Below are 22,003 nucleotides of genomic sequence, written 5' to 3'. Positions count from 1 at the left end.
TGGTATCAAGCCATTGACATTAGTACTAATGTCAATGCGACAAGTTACTACTTAGTGGTTAGCTCTAGCCAAACCAAACGGTGATCGGATGAAGCACTTCTATCTTTTATTAACCGGTAGCTTTCATCGTCTTTTAAAGGCCAAAAAATACCTGAATCATTGACCGTAAAGCCAAAAGAAGAGGGGAGTACATAATCAACTCTCATACCCCAATTCGAAGTATGGTGCTTTGCATTGATATTATCAGGCTTATGTAATTTACCCGCTTGACTCTGTGGCATCACATCTTGAATTTTATCATTGTTTAATAGTGAAGCAATGCCAGCTTTAATCGCATTGCCATCAACAGTAGTGGCATTAAAGTCACCTAACATAACAAAAGCTTGTTCGGCTTTAATACCACCTTTCTGGCCATTATCATCATAAATGTAGCCCGCTAACTCAGGGGTAATATAGTCATGCCAAAATCGAATTTCATCGTGATTACGTTTACCGTTTCTATCTTCAGGGCCATCAAAAACCGGTGGAGTTGGGTGGCTTGCTAGTACATGAATAGCTTTACCGTCGACTATAACAGGGATATCCCAATGAGACTTTGATGATAACCTCAACGCTTGCCATGCTTCTTTACTGAACCAAGGTTTGTTTGTCACGGGATCTATTGGCTTAAGTGCATTTGGCATATCTCGCCATTTGAAGTATTGAAAACTGCGAATGTTGTCAAAGTCTATTGGGTATTTCGATAATAACGCCATACCAAAATGACCAGGGAAATGGCCATAACCAAAACCATCGCCAGGCAATTTACCTTTTTCACCATTACCATCAAGATCGAAACCTGAATTGACACCGGTGTTAACAGGCCCTTGGTAAAAATAAGGGTACTCAACCGCCTTTTGATCCTGTTGGCCTTTATTTAGATAGTCAGTAATAAAGCTTTTTAACGCATGATTGTTATCGTTGAGGTAATCAAATTCATTGAGCAGAATAATATCAGGATTCACTCTTTGTATTATTTCGGCAATATTTTTTATCTGTTGATGATCACTCGACAAAGCGTTGGCCAACGTATTGGTCGAAACATTGGCGGTTTCACCCCGTTTATGTTCACTGTAATTTAATGCTTCCATACTAACATTGAAAGTGGCAATTTTTAATGTTGTTGCTTGTACGTTAGTCATACCGAGAAGCCCGTAAAATAGTAAGGCAAAAGTTGAGTGTTTTATCATCATTATTTCTTAAGATTGTTTTTTGAGTTGATTAAATTAAGCCGCAGCCTCGTAGAATAATATCGCTGAGAAAAGCGATAACTTTCTCTACATCTTCCTCTTCGAAGTCGGCACGATTCATTATCGTTAGAATTTGTGTTTCAAAATCAGCATAGTGTTGCGTGGCAGACCAAATAAGAAAAATAAGATGCACAGGGTCAACATTGGCCATTTCACCATTATCTATCCAATGTTGAAATAATTTCGCTTTTTCTCTTACCCATTGACGTTGATAAGTACGCGCATAATCTTTTAAATGTTGTGCGCCTTGGATTATCTCCATAGCGTAAATCTTTGAGGCTTCAGGGTGTCTAAATGACATCCTTACTTTTGCTTCAATAATTTTCTCTATGGCGACCTTTGGCCCTTGATTTGGGTCAATATCACCAATGCCTTCATCCCACATCTCAAGGGTATGCTCAAGCACCGCTTGATAAATGTTATCTTTGTTTTTGAAGTAATAAAGAATATTAGCTTTTGGCAGCTCAGCGCGGTCGGCTATAGATTGCACTGTCGCACCTCTATATCCCTGTAAAACAAACTCGGTTCTAGCGGCTATTAAGATCTTCATTTGGCTTTTAGCTCGAATATTGCCGGTTTTCTTAACTTGATTTGCGCTGGTCATATTCTCTACTCAGTGTTGTTATTGTCTTTATTATTTTTTTTGGTGGCATTTTGCATTGGACGTTTTACCAGTCGAATAAACATATGTCACACATTTTCTCAATTAATTGTTAACCAGTTAGTCAGAAACTTAATAATTAAGCTTCATATATCCGTTAATTATATTGGTTATAAATGTAAGTTATTAAAAAGGAAAAGTACATCATATCCTCGTTTGATTGCATTTTTGTTACGAGCATTCTAAAACCGGTAGTTTCAGCTGAACCAGTAATTATTTTTACCGAAAAATTTAAAATACCATCCTCAGAGTCAAGGTTTTACAGTGATGCATAAGCTTTCATTATCAGCTTTAAAGGTAAATTAGGTTAAATTGTTGACCGTTTGGAAGGTTTCTTATATTAAAAAGTGATTAAAACGATACCTTTCGATAACTATATTTTATATATAAATTTTTACAGTGAAAAATCGTAAGGTAAAAATAAAATATTTTATTTTAAGTGGTTGATATTTAAAGTTAAATACTGACTTTGTTGCTTTTCATTTCAACTGGTCTGATGTTTTTGTTTTTGCTGTTTGTACCAAGTTGTGAATAAATGTAATGAAACTGCAATAAAATTCTGTTTTAATTTCAATCGAAATGTAAAAGGAGCAATCGATTAACTTTTATTTTGCTCATAAATAATAATAAAAATGTCATTTTAAACAAAAAAAACAAATCAAAACATAGGAATAACTGATGAAAACTTATCGTCTATCACAAATAACCAGTGCGTTAGTGCTTGCGCTTGGACTTTCAACTTCAGCTTTGGCAAATACTACTACATCGGCTATTAAAGGTAATATTAGTGGCCCTAATGGTAATGCCGCAGTTGGCACTCAAATTACTATTATTCATGTACCGTCAGGAACAACTAAAACCGCCACAGTGAATGCTTCAGGTCTTTTCACTGCCAAAGGACTTAGGGTAGGCGGTCCTTATAAGATTATTGTTGATTCAGACCGTTTTCAGGACACTGAATTAAATAACGTTTTCCTCACCTTAGGTCAAACATTTCCAATAACGGTAGCACTAGAAAGTAAAGATCATACAGAAGTCATCGAAGTTACTGGCAGTAGGATAAGTAAATTTGCAGCAGGCTCTAGCCCAGGAGCTCACTTTAATGCTGAAGATTTAGCGAATTTACCGGCAATTAATCGTGATCTTAAAGATATTGTTCGTGTTGACCCACGTATCTATATTGATGAAAGTCGCGATGATGCCATTCAATGTGGTGGTGGTAGCCCGCGCTTTAATAGCTTAACGCTAGATGGCGCTCGCATGAATGATAATTTTGGTTTGAATGGCAATGGTTACCCAACGGTACGTGTTCCTTTCTCTTATGATTCAATTGATCAAGTCTCCGTTGAATTAGCACCTTTTGATGTAAAATACGGTAGTTTCTCAGCCTGTAATATCAACGCGGTAACCAAATCAGGTGGCAATGAAGTGCACGGTGGTGTGTTCTTTGATTACACTAATGATTCAATGCAGGGTGATACTATTGATGGTGAGCCAGCACCTTCAGGTGACTTCAGTGAAAAACGTTATGGCTTCAATGTAGGTTTCCCGATTCTTAAAGACAAACTATTTGCTTTTGTTGCTTATGAAAAACTAGATGGTGCAGAGATTTTTGAATACCCGGGTTTTGTTGCGCAACCTGCCGGTGATGATATCGGTAACGTAGTCTCTCAAGCCGATATCGATCGCATTACACAGATTGCTGCAGATAAATATAAATATGATGTTGGCAGTATGCCGGGAAGTATGCCGGTAGAAGATGAAAAATTATTAATAAAGCTTGATTGGAACATCAATGATGATCACCGTGCTAGTTTGGTTTATAACTACAATGATGGTTTTAAATTATCTCAGTCTGATGACTGGGCAGTAACGCTTGATAGCCATTTTTATGAACGAGGAGCTAAACTCCAATCGTTTGTTGGTGCTTTGCATTCTGATTGGTCGGATAATTTTTCAACCAGCATCACGGTTGGTAAAATGGATTTAGATAATCGTGCTAACTCACTCGATGCTGCCAGTAGTTTTGGTGAAGTTCAAATTAGGCATAATGGTAAAACTATTTTCCTAGGTCCAGATGATTCTCGTCAATCAAATGAGATGTACTGGGACAACATGACCTTCAAATTTGGTGCCAACTACTACCTTGATGATCACACGCTTACCTTTGGTTATGAGTATGAATCGCTGACTGCCTTTAACTTATTTATGCAGCACACCGATGGCGAATATCGCTTTGACTCTATTGATGATTTTGAAGCAGGTGATATTTACAAGGCTTATTACAACAACTCAGCCGGTACCAATATCCCCGAGGATGCCAGCCAAGAGTTTACTTATGATGTACATACGTTCTACTTACAGGATGAGTACACTTTCACCGATATTGATGCGAGTTTAACCTTTGGTTTCCGCTACGATATGTATACGAGTTCAGATAAGCCGCGTTATAATGCCCAATTTGAAGAGCGTTATGGCTTTGCTAACAATCACACATTTGATGGCGTAAGCTTATTTCAACCACGAGTTGGCTTCCAATGGACTGTTGATGATAACTTATCTGTTAGAGCCGGTTTTGGCCTTTATTCAGGTGGTAACCCGAACGTATGGTTATCAAACTCATATTCTAATGATGGTTTAGTGCAAATTGCTACTTCACAAAAAGGCGTAAACTTATTTGATGAAGATTTGACCGGTGATGGTCGACCTGGCTATGACAATTTACAAAGTTTGTATGATAAAGTTGGCGGTTACGCACCAGAAGGTGGTGATGGTAAAGTCAATGCGGTAGACCCTGATTTTGAAATGCCGTCTGAGTGGAAATACTCAATTGGTGCTACTTATATGACCGATAATGGCTATAACTTTACGGCTGACTTATTGCTTAATAAGAAGGTTAATTCAGCGACTATTAAAGACGTAGGTATCCAGTACTCTGAGAAAACTGCACCTGATGGTCGCCCAATGTATGAAGAGAAGGATGGTCGCAGTGGCGAGTACTTATTGACCAACAGTGGTAAGGATGGTCAATCAACCGTATTCTCAATTGGTATGAATAAGTCATTTGATTTTGGTTTAGATGTAACCTTTGGTTATGCTTTTACCGCTTCAGAAGATGCTAACGCAATGACTAGTTCAGTGGCGGGCTCAAACTACGGTAACGTAGCAGCAACAGATGCAATTAACCCTGGCATGGCTACTTCTGATTATGAGATCCCACATCGCTTCACTTTAGTACTTAACTATAATATTGAGTTAATTGAAAACTTAAATACTCGTGTAAGCTTATTTGGTCAAGCAAGTACAGGCCGTCCATATTCTTACACCTTCGATAGCTCAGATAGTGTTGCTAACTGGCCTAATTATGAAGAGGAAAGTTTTGGTGATTCAAACTGGAACGGTTCACGTCAATTATTGTACGTACCTGCTGAAAATGATCCAAATGTTATATACGCAGAGGGCTTTGATACAGAAGCATTTAATTCTTTTATCGCTAATGAAGGTTTAACCCGCGGTAAAATTCAAGAGCGTAATGAACACAATGCAGATTGGTGGACTACTTTTGACGTGAAACTTACTCAAGAAATCCCAGGTTTCTCAGCAGATCATAAAGGCAGTGTTTTCCTTGTTATCAAAAACATCGGTAACATGATGAATGATAGCTGGGGTGTCATGAACAAAGGTGGATTCGTTGGTAACCGTATGGTTGAAGCAACCATCAATGATTCAGGTCAATATGTATATCATGAATTTAACCAAGGTAACGAAAAGCAAGAAGTTCAAAATAGAGCGTCGTTATGGCAAGTTCGTGTCGGTGTAAACTACAAGTTCTAAATTGAAAATAAATTAGCTTCTGTATGGAAGTCTAAGGGAAAAAGGCTGCATTTTTGCAGCCTTTTTTATTGGCGAATTTTCATTGATTGTTATTAAAGCTATTTGTTAACGCAACGGTTCAAATAACTTGACCACATGGTCAGCAATGTTATGCTCAAGGTATAAATATAGCTCATCATTTTGGAACATTATGATTGAAATAAAAAAAGAATTACTAGATGAAGTAATCGCAGCGGCTAAGGCCGCTTACCAAGTGGCTTATGCGCCCTATAGTAACTTTCATGTTGGCGCTGCGGCGTTAACCGCCAATGGCAATATAGTCAAAGGTTGTAATGTTGAGAATGCTTCATACGGCTTAACAGTATGTGCTGAGCGTAACTGTATTAGTCAGGCGGTAATTAATGGCGAACAGCAGTTTAAAGTGATTGTTGTTTACACCGAGCAAGATAAATTAACACCACCTTGTGGGGCTTGTAGGCAAGTGATCGCCGAGTTTTTTGAACAATCTGCACCAGTACTTTCCGTTAACCATAAAAATGAACAAAAAATATGGACCGTGCAGGAGTTATTACCCGATGCCTTCACTCCGAAAGATTTATTAGACTTATAAGGATTTAATTGATGTCAGAAACTAATAAGATTATCCCACAAGAAATTATTCGCCTGAAACGAAATGGCCAAGTCTTAAATGAGCAAGCGATAAAAGGCTTCGTTTGTGGCCTTGTTGATGGCACTTTTTCAGATAGCCAAGTCGGCGCGATGGCAATGGCCATTTATCAAAATGGTATGTCGGTCGATGAACGGGTTAACTTTACCAAAGCGATGATGCATTCAGGTGATGTGATTAGTTGGCAAGGCTTTGATGGCCCTATCGTTGATAAACATTCAACCGGCGGTGTCGGTGATAAAGTTAGCTTTATGTTAGCCGCAATTGTTGCAGCTTGTGGCGGTTATGTACCGATGATCTCTGGTCGCGGTTTAGGTCACACCGGTGGCACGGCAGATAAACTAGAAAGCATCGCTGGCTTTAATGTTCAACCCAGTATCAGTGAATTTAAGCGTATCGTTAAAGACGTCGGTGTAGCCATTATTTCTCAAACCGATAACTTAGCCCCTGCGGATAAGCGTTTATATTCAATTAGAGACGTTACCGCAACCGTTGAATCTATCCCTTTGATTACCGCGTCTATTCTATCTAAAAAACTTGCTGCGGGCTTAGATGCCTTAGTGATGGATGTGAAGGTAGGTAATGGCGCAATGATGGATAACTTAACTGACGCTAGGGCTTTAGCTGATAGTATCGTTAATGTTGCCAATGGTGCGGGTGTTAAGACACAGGCTATTATTACCGATATGAATCAAGTGTTAGGTACTAGTGCCGGTAACGCCATTGAAATGGCTGAAACGGTTAAATACTTAACCGGTAAACAACGTGAGCCACGCTTACATAAAGTTGTTCAAGCGCTAGCTACCGCAATGCTTGTTAATACTAATTTGGCTAGCGGTGAAAAAGAAGCCCATGAAAAAATAGATAAAGTGTTAAGGTCGGGCTTAGCGGCCGAAGTCTTTGACCGCATGATTGCGGCATTAGGTGGACCGAAAAACTTTATTGAAAAGCCTTGGGACTCTATGGTCAAAGCGAATGTTATTATGGAGGTAAGAGCATCTCAGCATGGTTATCTCGCGCAAATGGACACTCGCGCTGTTGGTATGTCGGTCGTTGGCTTAGGTGGCGGTAGAACAGCGCCGACACAACAGGTAGACCATACCGTTGGTTTTGACAGAATATTACCATTGGGTGTACAAGTGAATCGTGGTGAAGTGATTGCCCGTGTTCATGCCAGAGATGAAGACTCAGCCAACAGAGCCATTGAGCAATTTAATAATGCCCTTAGTTATTCAGAAGAGTACCCTGAGTTGCCACCAGTGATATATAAATAGTTAAAGCCAATTACACCTCACCATGCCATATCAGTAAGGTGGCTGAGAGGAGAAATGTGTCGAAGGATACGAACGGACCTTAATGGAAATTTTATTTTGGTACTTTATTTTTCTGATGGCATGAATAATTAGATGCAACGAGGAGTGGTTTTCTGATCATAGAGCAGACCTAAATTTTATATTCCTATGGCGCAATGGCGCACAAACCGCCATAGGTTTAATGGCAACTTGGTGTGCTTTGCGGAAGTTAGAGCCTGCCTCACTAACGGCAGGTCCAAGACTTAAAGCGGTCGTTAGCATCAATGATTCTCTTATGACTTCTGATTAGTCTTACCCTCCCGCATGCACGCCTCGACGGACAGCACCATTTCGGTGCAAAGAAGACCCCTTCAACCCAGTAACCGCTATACATTACCAGACAGTGGTTATTCTTTTTTGTTGTATAAAAATATAACTATCTGTAATTAAACAGTTAATTTTAATATGAAATAAATGGCACGGCTGTTGCTTTCTATCATTCGACAACAAATAACAAATAACAAATAACAATCAACAATACCCAAACGAGCGACCCATCGCTTCAGGAGCCTAACATGCAGACCATCACCGCTGAAACCATCATGGACAGTTCACCGTTATCATTTCGCCCCGATAGCGGAGTGATCGTCGCCCTGCGCCAACTGCTAACCGCCAGTATGTCAGGTGCACCTGTGGTTGATGCCGATAACAATCTAATCGGCTTTCTGTCCGAAGCTGACTGTATGCGCGGCGCACTGATGGGAGGCTACTTCTCGACCATCGGCGAGTTAGTTCGCGATCGGATGACAACCGAAGTCGAATCGATCGGTGCCAATACCAACCTGGTCGATGTCGCGGAGAAATTCCTGCACAACAATCGCCGGGTACTGCCGGTGGTTGAGGAAGGCAAAGTGGTCGGGCTGGTGCAGCGCCGATGCGTACTGGAGAAACTACTGGAGCAAATCGACAACAAGTGTAGTGGCTAAGTAATTATAGCCTAAAATTTATAGTTTTTAACTCGCAATGGGGGCGTTAGCGCCATAGAGTATATATGCTAATGTCAGCTATCTTTGCCGATAGCTGACATTAGCAATAGTGTAGTTCTTGCAAGAAAAAGTTAACAATTAAAATCACACATCAATGTGTTCTTTTAGCGAGAATCAGACTTAAAGAGCGAGCAATATATAATATTTTAATGTACTCAGAGCTTGAATTACTAGCAATAATAAATTACAGGAGTAACTACTTTGCCCTATTGCCAGACAAGTTGCTTAAAGTGGGCACGACACAGGGGCTCATAGCGCTCATTACCGCCTACTTCTACTTGCTTACCTGCTTGCACAGCTTTACCGTTTTCGTCATGTCTGATAACAAAGTTAGCTTTTCGACCACAGTGACAGATAGTTTTTAATTCAACTAATTTGTCAGCCCAAGCGAGTAGAGCTGCACTACCAGAGAAGGTCTCTCCTAAAAAGTCAGTGCGTATGCCATAAGCCAAGACAGGAATATGCAGTAAGTCGACAATATCGGTTAGCTGTTTAACTTGCTCGGTAGACAAAAATTGCGCTTCATCTATGAGTACGCAATCAAGCTTTTCAACTTGATTTTTATGCTCGACATCTTTGAATAGGTTGATTTCATCATCAAATAAAAAAGCGTCTGCATCAATGCCAAGTCGTGATGTTACTTTGCCTTTGGCAAATCTATCATCAATTTTTGCGGTATAGATAGCCGTGGCTAAACCACGTTCTTGGTAGTTATAAGAAGACTGTAACAGGTGGGTAGATTTCCCTGCATTCATCGATGAATAATAAAAATAAAGTTGCGCCATTTATCTGATTTCTTTATAAAAGTTTTATTATTGAATGTATTGCTATAGCTTCACTGATCTATCAGCGACTTTCAATTACTAGTCGCTATATTAATAGTGAGTTAATAGCTACTTGAACTATCAGTGTTACTTTGATGACCTAGGGTTTTTAATAAGCTGGTAAGTAAGCTGCTAGCACCAAAGCGAAAGTGATTTTCATCTGCCCATTCACTACCCAAAATACTATCGGCTAAATCAAGATATACCGCGGCATCTTCGGCGTTTCTAACGCCACCTGCAGGTTTAAAACCAACCGCAGTGTTCTTTTGCTTGATTACTTCCAACATTATTTTTGCGGCTGTTGGCGTCGCATTTACCGCTACTTTACCTGTTGATGTCTTAATAAAGTCAGCGCCGGCGCTAATGGCTATTTCACTGGCTTTTTGTATTAATGCTGCGGACTTAAGTTCACCCGTTTCTATAATGACTTTCAGCTTTGCTGAATTTTCGCAGGCCTGCTTACACACTTTAACCATATCAAAGCCAATGGTTTCGTTACCTTGCATTAATGCGCGGTAAGGGAAGACTAAATCCACCTCATCTGCGCCATACGCTACCGCCGCTTTAGTTTCTGCGAGCGCAATGTCTATATCATCATTACCGTGCGGGAAGTTAGTCACCGTAGCTATTTTTACCTGGGGTGTTTGCTGCGCTTTAAGGGCCTTTTTAGCGATGGGTATAAAGCGTGGAAAAATACAAATAGCCGCCGTTTCACCCGCAGGGGATTTTGCTTGTTGGCACAAAGCAATAATTTCCTGCTCAGTTTCCGTGTTGGTAAGGCTAGTTAAGTCCATTAGTGACAGCGCACGTAGGGCAACTTTTTTAATGTCAGGCATGATTTATATTCCTGTTAATTGTGCTTGTTGATTCTTATTTCTATAAAGAAATAAAGATACCGGCAATTGCCGCACTCATTAAGTTTGCTAACGTGGCGGCAAGCATTGCTCGTACACCTAGTTGGGCAATATCATGGCGGCGACCCGGGGCCATAGAGCCAATACCACCTAATAAAATAGCAATGGATGATAAATTGGCAAAGCCACATAAAGCAAAGGTAACAATTGCTTGCGTTGCCGGGCTTAAGGTATCTTTGATTTCCATGAAGTTAACATAAGCAAAGAATTCATTAACGACGATTTTCTGGCCGATAAAACTACCGGCTTGCAACATTTCATTAGCCGGAACGCCGATAATATAAGCGAAAGGGGCAAAGATGTAGCCTAAGAAAAATTCAATGGTGATATCTTCATAACCAAACAAACCAAAGAAGCCACCAACAATAGTATTTAACAATGCTATTAGGGCAATGAACGCAAGTAACATTGCGCCGACGTTAACGGCAAGTTTAAGGCCTGATGCCGCGCCAGAGGCAGCAGCGTCAATAACATTGGTCGGTTTTTCGTTATCATCATCATAACCGATAGGCTCTTTCACTATTTTGTCATGTTCAGTTTCAGGGCAAATGATTTTGGCCATTAAGAGACCACCAGGAGCCGCCATAAAAGAAGCGGCGATAAGGTACTTCAATTCGATACCAAGCCCGGCATAACCTGCAAGAATAGAGCCGGCAACAGAGGCTAAACCACCCACCATGATGGCAAATAGTTCTGATTTCGTCATCTTGGCGATATAAGGCCGTATTATAAGAGGGGCTTCGGTTTGACCAACAAAAATATTAGCCGTTGCTGATAGTGCTTCTGGTTTACTGGTTTGTAACAGTTTTTGTAAGCCACCACCAATGATCTTAATAACCCATTGCATTACGCCAAGGTAATACAGCACGGCTATTAACGATGAAAAGAAAATTATATTCGGTAATACTCGGATTGCGAAGACAAAACCTACCCCATTTTCATACATAGCATCGGTGCCTAAACCACCAAAAAGAAAATTAATACCTACTTTGGCACTGTCTATAACGCTTTGTACACCGTTGGTCATTGACAGTAAAAAATCTTTACCAAAAGGCACATACAGTACAAATGCACCAAGCAGTATTTGCAGGGTAAACGCTAAGCCTACGGTACGTAAGTTAATGGATTTTTTTCCACTTGATAAGGCGTAAGCAATTCCTAGCAATACGACTATGCCTATAACACCTCTTAGTGCACCTAATTCCATGAATACCTCTTTTTATTATTATATTACGATGGTTATTGTGGGGATAATTGTGAAAGTTGACGAATTTTTGCTTTGAGTACTTCAATGGCCATTCTGTTTTTACCACCTCGGGTGATAACAATATCAGCCCAGGCTTTTGAAGGCTCAATAAACTGGTGATACATAGGTCTAACCGTTGCTAAATATTGGTTAGTAACCGACTCAATGCTGCGACTTCTTTCAACTAAATCTCGTTGTATTCTTCTGATCAAGCAAATATCTAACGGCGTATCCATGTAGACTTTAATATCAAAACGCTCTCTTAGTTCACTATTAGACAGCAGTAATATACCTTCAACGAGAATGATTTTTGTCGGGGAGAAGGTTTTTGTCTCATCGATACGGGTATGGGTTTTGTAACAGTAAACCGGGCTATGGATGGTTTTATTTTCAGTGAGCTCTTTTAAGTGCTGTGACAACAACTCATGTTCAAAGGCATTGGGGTGATCATAATTGGTTTGCTCTCGTTCGGTCATCGATAAATGAGATTGATCACGGTAATAAGCATCTTCATAAATAATTGAAATGCCATTTTCACCAAGCTCTGTGACAAGTTCATCATGAATTGTTTGGGCAAAAAGCGTTTTACCTGACGCGGATGGGCCAGCGATAGCGATAATAGTTGGTTTCAATGTTAAGCCTATTGTCAAAGTATATATTAATAATAAATACGACTATTCTATCTTGAGCTAATGCCTATAACTAGCAGGTATTAGCTATTATTAAGTTGTAGTATCGTAAAGTTAATAAATTATACTTGTGGGCGAATAATTAGCGAGAAGAAAATGCTTTATTTACCCTTATTTAGAAAAGTGATAAATTAACACAACTTGACCAGTTGGTCATATTTTTTATCAGATTTCTTCAGTTTTTGTTATCATTTGTAATTTAAATATTTAAAAAGGAAAGGTTATGGCTCGTGCAATCATTTTAGTTATTGATAGTTTTGGTATTGGTTACTCCCCTGATGCAGTAGATTTTGGCGATGTTGGGGCAAATACCTTTGCCAATTTATCTCGTGCCTATTTTGAAGAAACAGGTAAAAAAATTGCCTTGCCAAATTTATCTGCAATGGGATTAATAAAAGCTTGTCAAGAGGCGTCAGGTCAAGATTTTCCTTATCAAGGGCAAGAGCCAAGTAAAGGCGCTTATGGCTTTGCACAAGAAATTAGTACCGGTAAAGATACCCCCAGTGGTCACTGGGAAATGGCGGGTGTGCCCGTACTTTTTGATTGGGGCTATTTTACCGATAAAGAAAATAGCTTTCCAACTTCATTAACCGACAGTATTAATCAAGCAACGGGTTTTGCCGGCATGTTAGGTAATTGTCATGCCTCGGGCACAGAAATTCTTAAGCGTTTAGGGCAAGAGCATATTAAAACGGGCTTACCTATTTGTTATACCTCTGCAGATAGTGTTTTTCAAATTGCTGCCCATGAAGAGCACTTTGGTCTAGATAACCTTTATCAGTATTGTGAAACGGTACGTGAATTACTCGGTGATTTAAATATTGGTCGCGTTATAGCCAGACCTTTTGTCGGTGATAGTGCAGATAATTTTGCCAGAACCGGCAACCGCAGAGATTATTCAGTATTACCACCAGCACCGACCGTGCTTGATAAAATATCGACAGCAGGTACTCATGTTATCAGTGTTGGTAAAATTGCCGATATTTTTGCCCATCAAGGCATTGATGAAAAAACCAAAGCAACGGGCTTAGATGCGCTTTTTGATGCCACACTTAGCCATATCAAGAGCGCTCAAGACAATTCTCTTATTTTTACTAACTTGGTTAATTTCGACCAAGATTTTGGTCACAGGCGTGATGCGGTCGGTTATGCACGAGAGCTTGAGGCGCTAGATTTACGTATGCCAGAGCTGCTTGAAGCACTGTCAGAAGATGATGTACTTTTCATAACGGCCGATCATGGCTGTGATCCAACTTGGCCAGGAACTGAACATACCCGAGAATATGTTCCTATTTTAGCTTACCATCAGCAGATCGGATCTGTTAATATAGGTAACCGTAAAACCTTTGCTGATTTAGGGCAAACCATCGCTGAACTATTTAAGGTTGAGGCAATGGATTACGGTACTAGCTTTTTATCAGATTTAAATTTTAAATTTTAAATTTAAATCATTAATTTATAAAGGAAATTATTAATTAACAAGGAAGGTTTAAAAATTTAAACTACACTGGAATAGTTCATCAATCGCCATTTAGAGCGAGTTAGAACTAATTTGATTAATATCTGGGGAATAACAACTATGCACACTTTTAAAAAGAAATCGCTATCGCTATGCATTAGCGCAGGAATCCTCGCCACTGGTGGCGGAATGACTTCAATGGCGCAAGCTGAAGAAGCGGGTAAAAATAAACTTGAAGTAATTGAAGTTACTGCACGTAAACGTGTAGAAAATGTTCAGGAAGTACCGGTTGCCGTATCTTCTTTACAAGGCGAGAACCTTGATGCTTATAGTTCTGCGGGTATGGATATTCGTTTTATGAGCGGTCGTATCCCAAGTCTTGCTGTTGAATCTTCATATGGTCGAAGTTTTCCTCGCTTTTATATCCGTGGCTTAGGCAATACCGATTTTGATTTAAATGCCTCGCAACCTGTTTCTTATATTGTTGATGATGTTGTACAAGAAAACCCAATTCTAAAGGGCTTCCCTGTTTTTGATGTTGAACGTGTCGAAGTACTTCGAGGCCCTCAGGGCACCTTGTTTGGTCGTAATACACCGGCGGGTTTAGTGAAATTTGACTCAATGAAACCATCTCAGTCTTTTGATGGTTTTGCGGCAATTTCTTACGGTACACGTGGTGCTATCAATACATCTGCAGCGGTTGGTGGTGGTTTGACTGATAATTTATCGGTTCGTATTTCAGGCCTACATCAATCAAAGGATGACTATATTGATAATAAAGCGGTTGGTTTTGAACAAACTAATCAGTTAGGTGGTTATGAGGATAATGCAGCCCGTATTCAATTTTTATATGAAGGCAATTCTTTTAGTGCCTTATTTAATTATCACTTTAGAGATCTCGATGGCTCACCAATAGTTTTTAATCCAAATATTGCTACGCCAGGCACTAATAATATTCGCCCTGATTTTAAAGCAGATGTCGTTTATCAAGATGCGGGTCAGTTTGCTACTCAACAAGTTAGTACCCAAGGTAGTAGTTTAAAACTTGAATGGGAAGTTGAAGATTACACGCTTACCTCGATAACGGCTTGGGAAAGTGCTGAAATATACTCTAGAGCCGATGTTGATGGCGGTTATAATGGTTTTCCTCCTGCCGGTGATGCTAATGCCGTATGGTGGGGTGCCCAAACAGCGGATGAAATCCCTGATCATCACCAATACACTCAAGAGCTGAGATTAGCTTCAAATTTTGTTGGTCAGTTAAACTATCAAGTGGGTCTTTTCTACTTTTACGAAGACTTAACGATTAATACTTTTGATTTTTATACTCGTGATGCTAACTCAACACCATCGGACCCTGAACATGGTGCGCAGAACGGTGAGTCAACGCAATACCAAGAAACAACCGCATGGGCTGTTTTTGGCTCTGTTGATTATGATTTTACCGATGACTTCTCATTAACGGTAGGTCTTCGCTACTCTGACGATGAAAAAGACTTTACGGCTGAACTATTAGACCATCCATTCATTCCTGGTGCTGATGGTGGTAATTATTCTAAGTCGGTAAACCCAAGTGATAGTCACGTCAGTTGGGATATTAGTGGTACTTATAAAATTAACCCAGACGTTAATTGGTATGCCCGAGTAGCAAATAGTTTTAGAGCACCGAGTATTCAAGGTCGCGTGCTTTACGATCAAAATGTCAGTGTTGCCGATTCAGAAACGATTACCTCGTATGAAACCGGTATAAAATCTGATGTTTTAGACGGGCAAGGTCGAATTAATGTCTCAGTTTATTATTTTGATATGGATAATCAGCAGCTAACTGCAGTGGGTGGTACTTCAAATTCAAATACACTATTAAATGCAGACGGCACTACGGGTTATGGTATCGAGCTTGATTCTGAGTGGATTTTAACTGATAACATTATTGCTACTTTTAATCTCAGTTACAACAAAACTGAAATTGATGATAAAGGTCTTGCTGTTGCAGCTTGTGGCTCTGGTACATGTACAGTAACCGATCCTACCTTCCAAGTTCCAGGCGGTTTTGGCCCGATTACCATGGCGTATATTGATGGTAATAGTTTACCTAACGCGCCAGAGTGGATATCTAACTTAACCTTAAGTTATGTAAAAGAAATTGGTGATGGTGAGTTCTTTGCTCATACTGATTTAACTTACCGTGGTGAAGTTGACTTCTTTTTATATAGAGCAAAAGAATTTAAAGGTGACGCCCTAGTAGAGATAGGCGCTCGTACTGGTTATAACTGGATATCGGGAGATAATGAATATGAAGTTTCAGCTTTTGTTCGTAATCTGACCGATGAGCAAGTAATTATTGGCGGTGTTGATTTTAATAACAACTCTGGCATGGTTAACGAAGAGCGGTTTATTGGCGCAGCGTTTAAAGTGTCTTTCTTTTAAAACAAGTCGTTATCAATAAAATTGATAGATGAACAATAAAAAGGGTTAGCAATATGCTAACCCTTTTCTTTTGCTTTCTATTGCAATATAAGCCGTTAAAAAGCCTTTAAAGTATGCTTTCTAACGTTATCTCCATCATATCTTTGAACGTTGTTTGTCGCTCTTCTGCGGTCGTTTGCTCGCCGGTTTTAATATGATCACTTACCGTTAATACCGTCAGGGCTTTTTTACCATATTCAGCAGCAACACCATAAAGACCAGCGGCTTCCATTTCTACCGCTAAAACACCGTATTTTTCTAGGGTGGCAAATATTTCTGGTTGCGGAGTATAAAATAAGTCAGCAGTAAAGATATTGCCTACATGTACAGCTTTACCCAACCTCTCTGCGGTATCTACGACACTTTTTAATAGCGAAAAATCAGCACAAGCAGCAAAATCTATATTATTGATTCTTTGCCTATTGACGTTTGAGTCTGTGCTAGCGGCCATACCAATAACAATGTCACGAATTTTGATGTCATCACGAATGGCCCCACAAGAGCCAATGCGGATGATTTTTTCAACGCCATATTCTTTATAAAGTTCTGTCGCATAAATAGATATGCTTGGTATACCCATGCCTGAGCCCATAACAGAGATGCGTTTACCTTTATAAGTACCGGTGTAACCAAACATGTTACGTACTTGAGTGACACACTTGGCATTATCGAGAAAATTATCGGCAATAAACTTGGCTCTAAGTGGGTCGCCAGGCATTAATACTGTTTCTGCGAAATCGCCTGGTTGAGCTTCAATATGAGGGGTTGGCATAAGAGTTATCCTTTTAATGTTTAAGTTTAATACCCATTCCAATAAGTTCTTGTTCACTTGTACTGGTTAAAATTTATCAAAGCGGCGTTGCTCTCAATCTCAATAGCCAGCTATTGCTCAATCGAACGCCTTGCCTTGATTTATTTTCCCTTCGTACAACCTGCTCATAAACTAAATGAAATTGGTATAACTCAGTAAGTTTCTAGCCAGAACAGAATCATTCATGCTGCTATCAAGGATTTTTTACTGATAAAGTTGATATTGATTTACTTTTTAAATACTTTGTTAAGTACTTTTTTACTGATTGAACACTAGCTAAAGTGCTTATTTATCAATAAACAAGGTGCCGATTAATAATGCTAAGTTAACAATCGTTCAAGTAGACAATATTATTTTAGTCTGATTTTACTCTGACTTCAGTACTACTTTAGTGAGTTTTGCTTAATATTAAGCAACGTTTTCTTTTCTGCAACAGACAAGAAGCTCATTTGTACTGCATTGCGTTGCAGTTTACTTATTTGTTCGCTATTAAGCCCAAGTACTGTACGGGCTAGGTCAAATTCACCGGCAAGTTCAATATTTTCGACCGCAGGATCATCTGTATTTAAGCAAACCATCAGCTCATTTTCTAAAAAGGTTTTCACTGGGTGTGTCGCTAAGTCTTTGATTGTACCGGTTTGATAATTTGAAGTAAGACAAGACTCAAGGCTAATTTGATGATCGCGCATATAATCCATTAACTTTTGATCGTTAGCACAAGCAACGCCATGGCCAATACGTGTCGCGCCTAATTTTTTAATGGCATGCCATACACTTTCAGGACCGGCTGCTTCACCCGCATGTACACTAACATTCAAGCCGGCATCTCTTACTTGCTTGAAGTGGTTTTCAAAAAGGCTGCCGGGGAAGTTGTACTCATCTCCGGCTAAATCTACTGCAACTAAGCTGTCTTTATAGGTAAGTAGGGCATTAAGTTCATTTTGACAGTGCTCGATACCAAAGGTACGGCTTAAAATGCCTATTAAATTTATTTTAGTAGGGAATTTATCTCTGCCCTGGTTAACCCCTTCAATGATCGCTTCAACCACTCCCTCTATCGGCAGGTTGTGCGTCATGGCAATGTAATAAGGAGAAAATCTTAATTCTGCATAATCAATATTAGCGTTGTAAGCATCTTCGACATTCTCAAAACCAATGCGAACCACATCATCAAGAGAGGTTAACACACCAACGCCCCAATCAAGCTTTTTCAAAAAGGCAAGCAGGTCGGCTTCACTGTCGGTAATTTGTACGTGCGGGATAAACGATGCAAAGTTATCAGTCGGTAATTTTATATTGTTTTTTTGTGCGAGTTGCCAAATGGTTTCTGGGCGAATATTACCATCTAAATGACGATGTAAATCCACGAGGGGAAGTTGCTTATTAAACATGATGAAAAGATCCTAGTAATGAAACGTAGTTAGCCAAATTATTCACCTTACTGATAAGTATTAGTGATAAATATTACCAACTTGTAATGCTTTTTTATTATAGACTCCATTGGAGCAAGATAAAACTTAGTGCTTATCTTTATAAGCTAAGCACTTAGAGCTTAAGCTTTACTGAAATAGGGCAGTGGTCACTTAAGTTTTGAGATAGCTTTTTAGTGTACTTAGGTTTGAAAACCAGTTGTTCGAATGACGATTCAATATATGACTGCTTCGCTTTTGGGCTCATAAGGATATGATCTATATAGTCTTTGTAATAACCACCCCAACAGTCTGAGTTTATAGTCGTGGTTGGTGTCCAAAGCGCAGCTTGGCCTTCATCATCTAATGCTTGCCATAAGCCCTTACTCTCAGAATATTTTAAGGCAATATCTTGGCTGAAACGGCGGTTAAAATCACCTAATACGATATAGGCAGCCCCTTGTTCAGCATGTAAATCAATCCATTGCTCTAACGGTTTTATTTGTTTATTGAGCTTGTCACACGCTTCTTTACGCCTTACTTCTTTATCGGTTGAACTTGGCATGGCAGCAATACTGTTATTATCTAAGGGGTCAGTAAAGCAGCCCGATTTTAAATGTACGGCTAACAAGTGTAAGGTTTTATTGTTTCTTGTTAAGGTGATATCCATACCATGGCGTACTCTGCCAATATCTAAGGCTTTATATTCTTTGGCCTTTACAGTAAAACCTTGAGATTTTTTAACCGCAACACCAACACGTTGTACCCAGTCTTTGGTTGAAAAGTAATAATCATAGTCATCACCAAAAACTTTACGTGCCCAATATTCACTTTCAACTTCTTGCAAAGCGATAACATCAGCATTTAATTGCTTGGCGTACAAGGCTAGTTGTTGATAATCAGCCTCGCTGCGCTGGTTATATTCATGAGAGCCTAACCAGGCGATGTTCCATGAGGCAAGTTTTAGCTCATTGGCTTGAGCCATAAAGCTGCTAAATAGCAATACTGTTAGGGTAAACATTGAATTTTTCATGAAGGTTTTCATTAACATATCTCTTTTTAACTGGATTTTTTTATTTTATTACTTAGCTTGAACATAAACTGGCGGTAACAGAGTGAGTGATAATGCTCTGTTTATTCTTAACCATTCGGTCAGGAACTGTGTTGATTTGCCACATTACACTAGTTTCATGTTAACAACATCTAAATAGCATTGAAATCAGGATTAATTATTACAACCAATGTGAGGTAAGTTAGGGTAGATCAGACCGTTAATAATAAATGGTTTTTCAGCTGAGTCTTTATTGAAGGTGACTTTAGTTGCATCAAGGTAACGAAAATCACCGGCAGCATTTAAATGCCATAGATTTTTGTCTAGTTGCTCAAAACAGAAATCCCCGGTATCGCCATGGCTAACCAGTACAGGCTTATTAATGCGTTTAGCTAAGTCTTGAAATGCTTGTCGATAAGTAGCAAAGGCATCACATGTTTTTAGGGATAAGTCACCACAAGCGCTACTTTGTAATACGCGTTGCTGATAAATATCCGCTTGAAAGCCGATAATTAGGGCATCAAAATGTTGGACATTTTCTTCAATATTTTTTAACCAAGCAATATTTAGTTTATCTCTATTATCAGCCGCCTTGATGGCATCGTCGGTATTAGATTTATCAATGTTTACCCGACCATTACTGGTGCCAACGATGTGTAGCGTACTGATAGCTAATCGTTCATTAATCCATAACTTATTTTCTACTTGGGCTTGCTGTGATCTGATTGAGGCTAGGTCTTTGCTTAATAGCGGTGGTGTTTGGTACATTAATTTAATTAAAAACTCGAGTCGCTCTAATTCATCAAAGCTAGAACTTAGCGAGCTTCTATCACAATCAGTCCAATCGTTGTCTCCAGGGGTGTAGATCATTTTACCCGGATAGATTTGCGCTAGTAATTTTTTGTGCTCATTCAATAAGTCGTTAGTACATGACTTACCGCCACTTTTAAAATCACCAAGGTGCATCACGGCGCTAGGATTCACGGCATTGATTAAGCGATATAAGCTGCCATTAGGTCCCTGCAACATCTTTTTCTCGTTATCACTGTAAGGGGTATCAGCTAAGACAACAACGGTTTGCGCCCAGAGAGTTGAGCTAAAGGCGCTAAGCAATAAAAATACTACTTGCTGGCAAGGCTTTTGCCATGAATTGATGCTGGAAATCATAACGAGTCATTTTATCTATACTAAAGAAAGCTAAATTAACGAATGACATGCCATTATGCAAGTTAGTTCTACCTTGGTTTTAGTTAAATTTGATACTTTTAAAGTGAAACACCATAAAAGTAGACCGTTTGGTCAGGTTATTAATTTGAATTGTTGAACAAAATCGATAAAAGAGTAAAATCTACTCATTGTCGTTAAAGAAAAATTAAAGAGAAATAAATTATGCAAGTACAAGTTGTCGATTACACTGCAGAAGATGCGGCAGAAAAGTTTGTTAACAGTCTACGTGAAACAGGTTTCGGTGTACTGATTAATCATCCAATCCAACAAAGCTTAGTGGAGTCAATTTATAAGAATTGGCAGGAGTTTTTCTTAAACGAAGACAAGCATAATTTTGCTTTTGATGTCGAGAAACAAGATGGCTATTTCTCTGCTGAGATATCTGAAACGGCGAAAGGTCATAGTAAGAAAGATATTAAAGAGTATTATCATGTTTATCCTTGGGGGCGTATACCGGCACAACTGGAAGCTGAAATTCTTGAGTATTATCGCTTAACATCACAACTTGCCGCTGAGTTACTTGACTGGGTAGAAGCCCACAGTCCGAGTGACGTTGCCGAGAAGTATTCTGAAGCACTATCTAATATGATTAAAGACACGCCAAATACCTTATTGCGCATTTTACATTACCCGCCGCTGACCGGTGATGAAGAAGCCGGCGCCGTGAGAGCTGCAGCCCATGAAGATATTAACTTATTGACTATTTTGCCCGCAGCCAATGAGCCCGGTTTACAAGTGCAAGGTCAAGATGGCGAATGGATGGATGTACCGTCTGATTTTGGTAACCTTATTATTAATATCGGTGACATGTTACAAGAAGCGTCAGGTGGTTACTTCCCTTCGACTAGTCATCGAGTTATCAACCCAACAGGTAAGGGCAGTGATAAATCTCGTATATCGCTGCCGTTGTTTTTACATCCTCGTAGTGAAGTAGTGTTATCTGAAAAACATACCCAAGCCAGTTACTTACTCGAACGCCTTCGTGAGTTAGGGGTAAAAGTTTAACCCTATAGTGTTTTGACAGGTATATATATTTAGCCGATAAGTAGAAATACTTATCGGCTTTTTTATTCTTTAATTAATAGCCCAAATAAGTTACTGTTTTAACAACTAACTTT

17 protein-coding genes are annotated in these 22,003 nt (G+C 39.4%); 7 read left to right on the top strand and 10 right to left on the bottom strand.

Annotation, left to right across the window (positions count from 1 at the left end):
* Nucleotides 1–47: 47 nt before the first annotated feature.
* Nucleotides 48–1,229, bottom strand: a complete 1,182-nt coding sequence (locus F580_RS0109980; RefSeq protein ID WP_019027582.1) for an endonuclease/exonuclease/phosphatase family protein — start codon at nucleotides 1,227–1,229, stop codon at nucleotides 48–50.
* Nucleotides 1,230–1,260: 31 nt separating this feature from the next.
* Nucleotides 1,261–1,893, bottom strand: coding sequence for a TetR/AcrR family transcriptional regulator (locus F580_RS0109975; protein ID WP_019027581.1), 633 nt, complete (start codon nucleotides 1,891–1,893; stop codon nucleotides 1,261–1,263).
* Nucleotides 1,894–2,628: 735 nt separating this feature from the next.
* Here F580_RS0109975 and F580_RS0109970 point away from each other — a divergent pair.
* From F580_RS0109970 to F580_RS0109950, 4 genes are all read left to right on the top strand, one after another.
* Nucleotides 2,629–5,784 (top strand): TonB-dependent receptor, encoded by a 3,156-nt coding sequence (locus F580_RS0109970; RefSeq protein WP_019027580.1) that lies wholly within the window; start codon nucleotides 2,629–2,631, stop codon nucleotides 5,782–5,784.
* 190 nt (nucleotides 5,785–5,974) lie between these two features.
* Nucleotides 5,975–6,394: a cytidine deaminase gene (cdd, locus tag F580_RS0109965; RefSeq protein ID WP_019027579.1), complete on the top strand. Its 420-nt coding sequence runs from the start codon at nucleotides 5,975–5,977 to the stop codon at nucleotides 6,392–6,394.
* Nucleotides 6,395–6,405: 11 nt separating this feature from the next.
* Nucleotides 6,406–7,725, top strand: a complete 1,320-nt coding sequence (gene deoA, locus F580_RS0109960) for a thymidine phosphorylase (RefSeq protein ID WP_019027578.1) — start codon at nucleotides 6,406–6,408, stop codon at nucleotides 7,723–7,725.
* Nucleotides 7,726–8,318: 593 nt separating this feature from the next.
* Nucleotides 8,319–8,729, top strand: coding sequence for a CBS domain-containing protein (locus F580_RS0109950; protein ID WP_019027576.1), 411 nt, complete (start codon nucleotides 8,319–8,321; stop codon nucleotides 8,727–8,729).
* Between the two features lie 266 nt (nucleotides 8,730–8,995).
* On the opposite strand, the gene F580_RS0109945 is transcribed toward F580_RS0109950, so the two are convergent.
* The 4 genes from F580_RS0109945 to udk form a co-directional block, all read right to left on the bottom strand.
* Entirely contained in the window at nucleotides 8,996–9,574 is a 579-nt protein-coding gene (locus tag F580_RS0109945; protein WP_019027575.1) for a thymidine kinase, read from the bottom strand.
* 101 nt (nucleotides 9,575–9,675) lie between these two features.
* Nucleotides 9,676–10,449: a deoxyribose-phosphate aldolase gene (deoC, locus tag F580_RS0109940; protein ID WP_019027574.1), complete on the bottom strand. Its 774-nt coding sequence runs from the start codon at nucleotides 10,447–10,449 to the stop codon at nucleotides 9,676–9,678.
* A gap of 40 nt (nucleotides 10,450–10,489) precedes the next feature.
* The gene (locus F580_RS0109935) at nucleotides 10,490–11,734 is read right to left on the bottom strand and encodes a NupC/NupG family nucleoside CNT transporter (RefSeq protein WP_019027573.1); all 1,245 of its coding nucleotides are present in this window, start codon (nucleotides 11,732–11,734) and stop codon (nucleotides 10,490–10,492) included.
* A gap of 32 nt (nucleotides 11,735–11,766) precedes the next feature.
* Nucleotides 11,767–12,405 (bottom strand): uridine kinase, encoded by a 639-nt coding sequence (udk, locus tag F580_RS0109930; RefSeq protein WP_019027572.1) that lies wholly within the window; start codon nucleotides 12,403–12,405, stop codon nucleotides 11,767–11,769.
* Between the two features lie 280 nt (nucleotides 12,406–12,685).
* Between udk and F580_RS0109925 the strand changes: the two genes are divergently transcribed.
* Both F580_RS0109925 and F580_RS0109920 read left to right on the top strand, forming a co-directional pair.
* Entirely contained in the window at nucleotides 12,686–13,903 is a 1,218-nt protein-coding gene (locus tag F580_RS0109925) for a phosphopentomutase (protein WP_019027571.1), read from the top strand.
* Between the two features lie 138 nt (nucleotides 13,904–14,041).
* Nucleotides 14,042–16,348: a TonB-dependent receptor gene (locus tag F580_RS0109920; protein ID WP_026301372.1), complete on the top strand. Its 2,307-nt coding sequence runs from the start codon at nucleotides 14,042–14,044 to the stop codon at nucleotides 16,346–16,348.
* 106 nt (nucleotides 16,349–16,454) lie between these two features.
* Here the strand turns inward: F580_RS0109920 and deoD are convergent, their stop codons facing one another.
* The 4 genes from deoD to F580_RS0109900 form a co-directional block, all read right to left on the bottom strand.
* A complete protein-coding gene (gene deoD / locus F580_RS0109915) occupies nucleotides 16,455–17,159 on the bottom strand; it encodes a purine-nucleoside phosphorylase (RefSeq protein ID WP_019027569.1) in 705 nt (234 codons plus the stop codon).
* Nucleotides 17,160–17,581: 422 nt separating this feature from the next.
* On the bottom strand, nucleotides 17,582–18,589 hold the full coding sequence (gene add, locus F580_RS0109910) for an adenosine deaminase (RefSeq protein ID WP_019027568.1): 1,008 nt from the start codon (nucleotides 18,587–18,589) through the stop codon (nucleotides 17,582–17,584).
* Between the two features lie 154 nt (nucleotides 18,590–18,743).
* Nucleotides 18,744–19,640, bottom strand: a complete 897-nt coding sequence (locus F580_RS0109905) for an endonuclease/exonuclease/phosphatase family protein (protein WP_157443065.1) — start codon at nucleotides 19,638–19,640, stop codon at nucleotides 18,744–18,746.
* 192 nt (nucleotides 19,641–19,832) lie between these two features.
* The gene (locus tag F580_RS0109900) at nucleotides 19,833–20,825 is read right to left on the bottom strand and encodes a hypothetical protein (protein ID WP_019027566.1); all 993 of its coding nucleotides are present in this window, start codon (nucleotides 20,823–20,825) and stop codon (nucleotides 19,833–19,835) included.
* Between the two features lie 222 nt (nucleotides 20,826–21,047).
* Between F580_RS0109900 and F580_RS0109895 the strand changes: the two genes are divergently transcribed.
* On the top strand, nucleotides 21,048–21,890 hold the full coding sequence (locus F580_RS0109895; RefSeq protein WP_019027565.1) for an isopenicillin N synthase family dioxygenase: 843 nt from the start codon (nucleotides 21,048–21,050) through the stop codon (nucleotides 21,888–21,890).
* Nucleotides 21,891–22,003: the final 113 nt, after the last annotated feature.

The sequence above is a fragment of the Colwellia piezophila ATCC BAA-637 genome, assembly GCF_000378625.1.
Classification (GTDB): Bacteria; Pseudomonadota; Gammaproteobacteria; order Enterobacterales; family Alteromonadaceae; genus Colwellia; species Colwellia piezophila.
Note: the sequence above shows the minus strand (reverse complement) of the source record. Positions and strands in the feature narration are given on the sequence as shown.

Coding starts and splice junctions, on each gene's coding strand:
- F580_RS0109945 (WP_019027575.1), bottom strand. CDS start 9,574: ATGGCGCAACTTTATTTTTATTATTCATCGATGAATGCAGGGAAATCT.
- deoC (WP_019027574.1), bottom strand. CDS start 10,449: ATGCCTGACATTAAAAAAGTTGCCCTACGTGCGCTGTCACTAATGGAC.
- cdd (WP_019027579.1), top strand. CDS start 5,975: ATGATTGAAATAAAAAAAGAATTACTAGATGAAGTAATCGCAGCGGCT.
- F580_RS0109975 (WP_019027581.1), bottom strand. CDS start 1,893: ATGACCAGCGCAAATCAAGTTAAGAAAACCGGCAATATTCGAGCTAAA.
- deoA (WP_019027578.1), top strand. CDS start 6,406: ATGTCAGAAACTAATAAGATTATCCCACAAGAAATTATTCGCCTGAAA.
- F580_RS0109920 (WP_026301372.1), top strand. CDS start 14,042: ATGCACACTTTTAAAAAGAAATCGCTATCGCTATGCATTAGCGCAGGA.
- F580_RS0109980 (WP_019027582.1), bottom strand. CDS start 1,229: ATGATAAAACACTCAACTTTTGCCTTACTATTTTACGGGCTTCTCGGT.
- add (WP_019027568.1), bottom strand. CDS start 18,589: ATGTTTAATAAGCAACTTCCCCTCGTGGATTTACATCGTCATTTAGAT.
- deoD (WP_019027569.1), bottom strand. CDS start 17,159: ATGCCAACCCCTCATATTGAAGCTCAACCAGGCGATTTCGCAGAAACA.
- F580_RS0109905 (WP_157443065.1), bottom strand. CDS start 19,640: ATGAAAAATTCAATGTTTACCCTAACAGTATTGCTATTTAGCAGCTTT.
- F580_RS0109895 (WP_019027565.1), top strand. CDS start 21,048: ATGCAAGTACAAGTTGTCGATTACACTGCAGAAGATGCGGCAGAAAAG.
- F580_RS0109900 (WP_019027566.1), bottom strand. CDS start 20,825: ATGATTTCCAGCATCAATTCATGGCAAAAGCCTTGCCAGCAAGTAGTA.
- F580_RS0109970 (WP_019027580.1), top strand. CDS start 2,629: ATGAAAACTTATCGTCTATCACAAATAACCAGTGCGTTAGTGCTTGCG.
- F580_RS0109950 (WP_019027576.1), top strand. CDS start 8,319: ATGCAGACCATCACCGCTGAAACCATCATGGACAGTTCACCGTTATCA.
- F580_RS0109935 (WP_019027573.1), bottom strand. CDS start 11,734: ATGGAATTAGGTGCACTAAGAGGTGTTATAGGCATAGTCGTATTGCTA.
- F580_RS0109925 (WP_019027571.1), top strand. CDS start 12,686: ATGGCTCGTGCAATCATTTTAGTTATTGATAGTTTTGGTATTGGTTAC.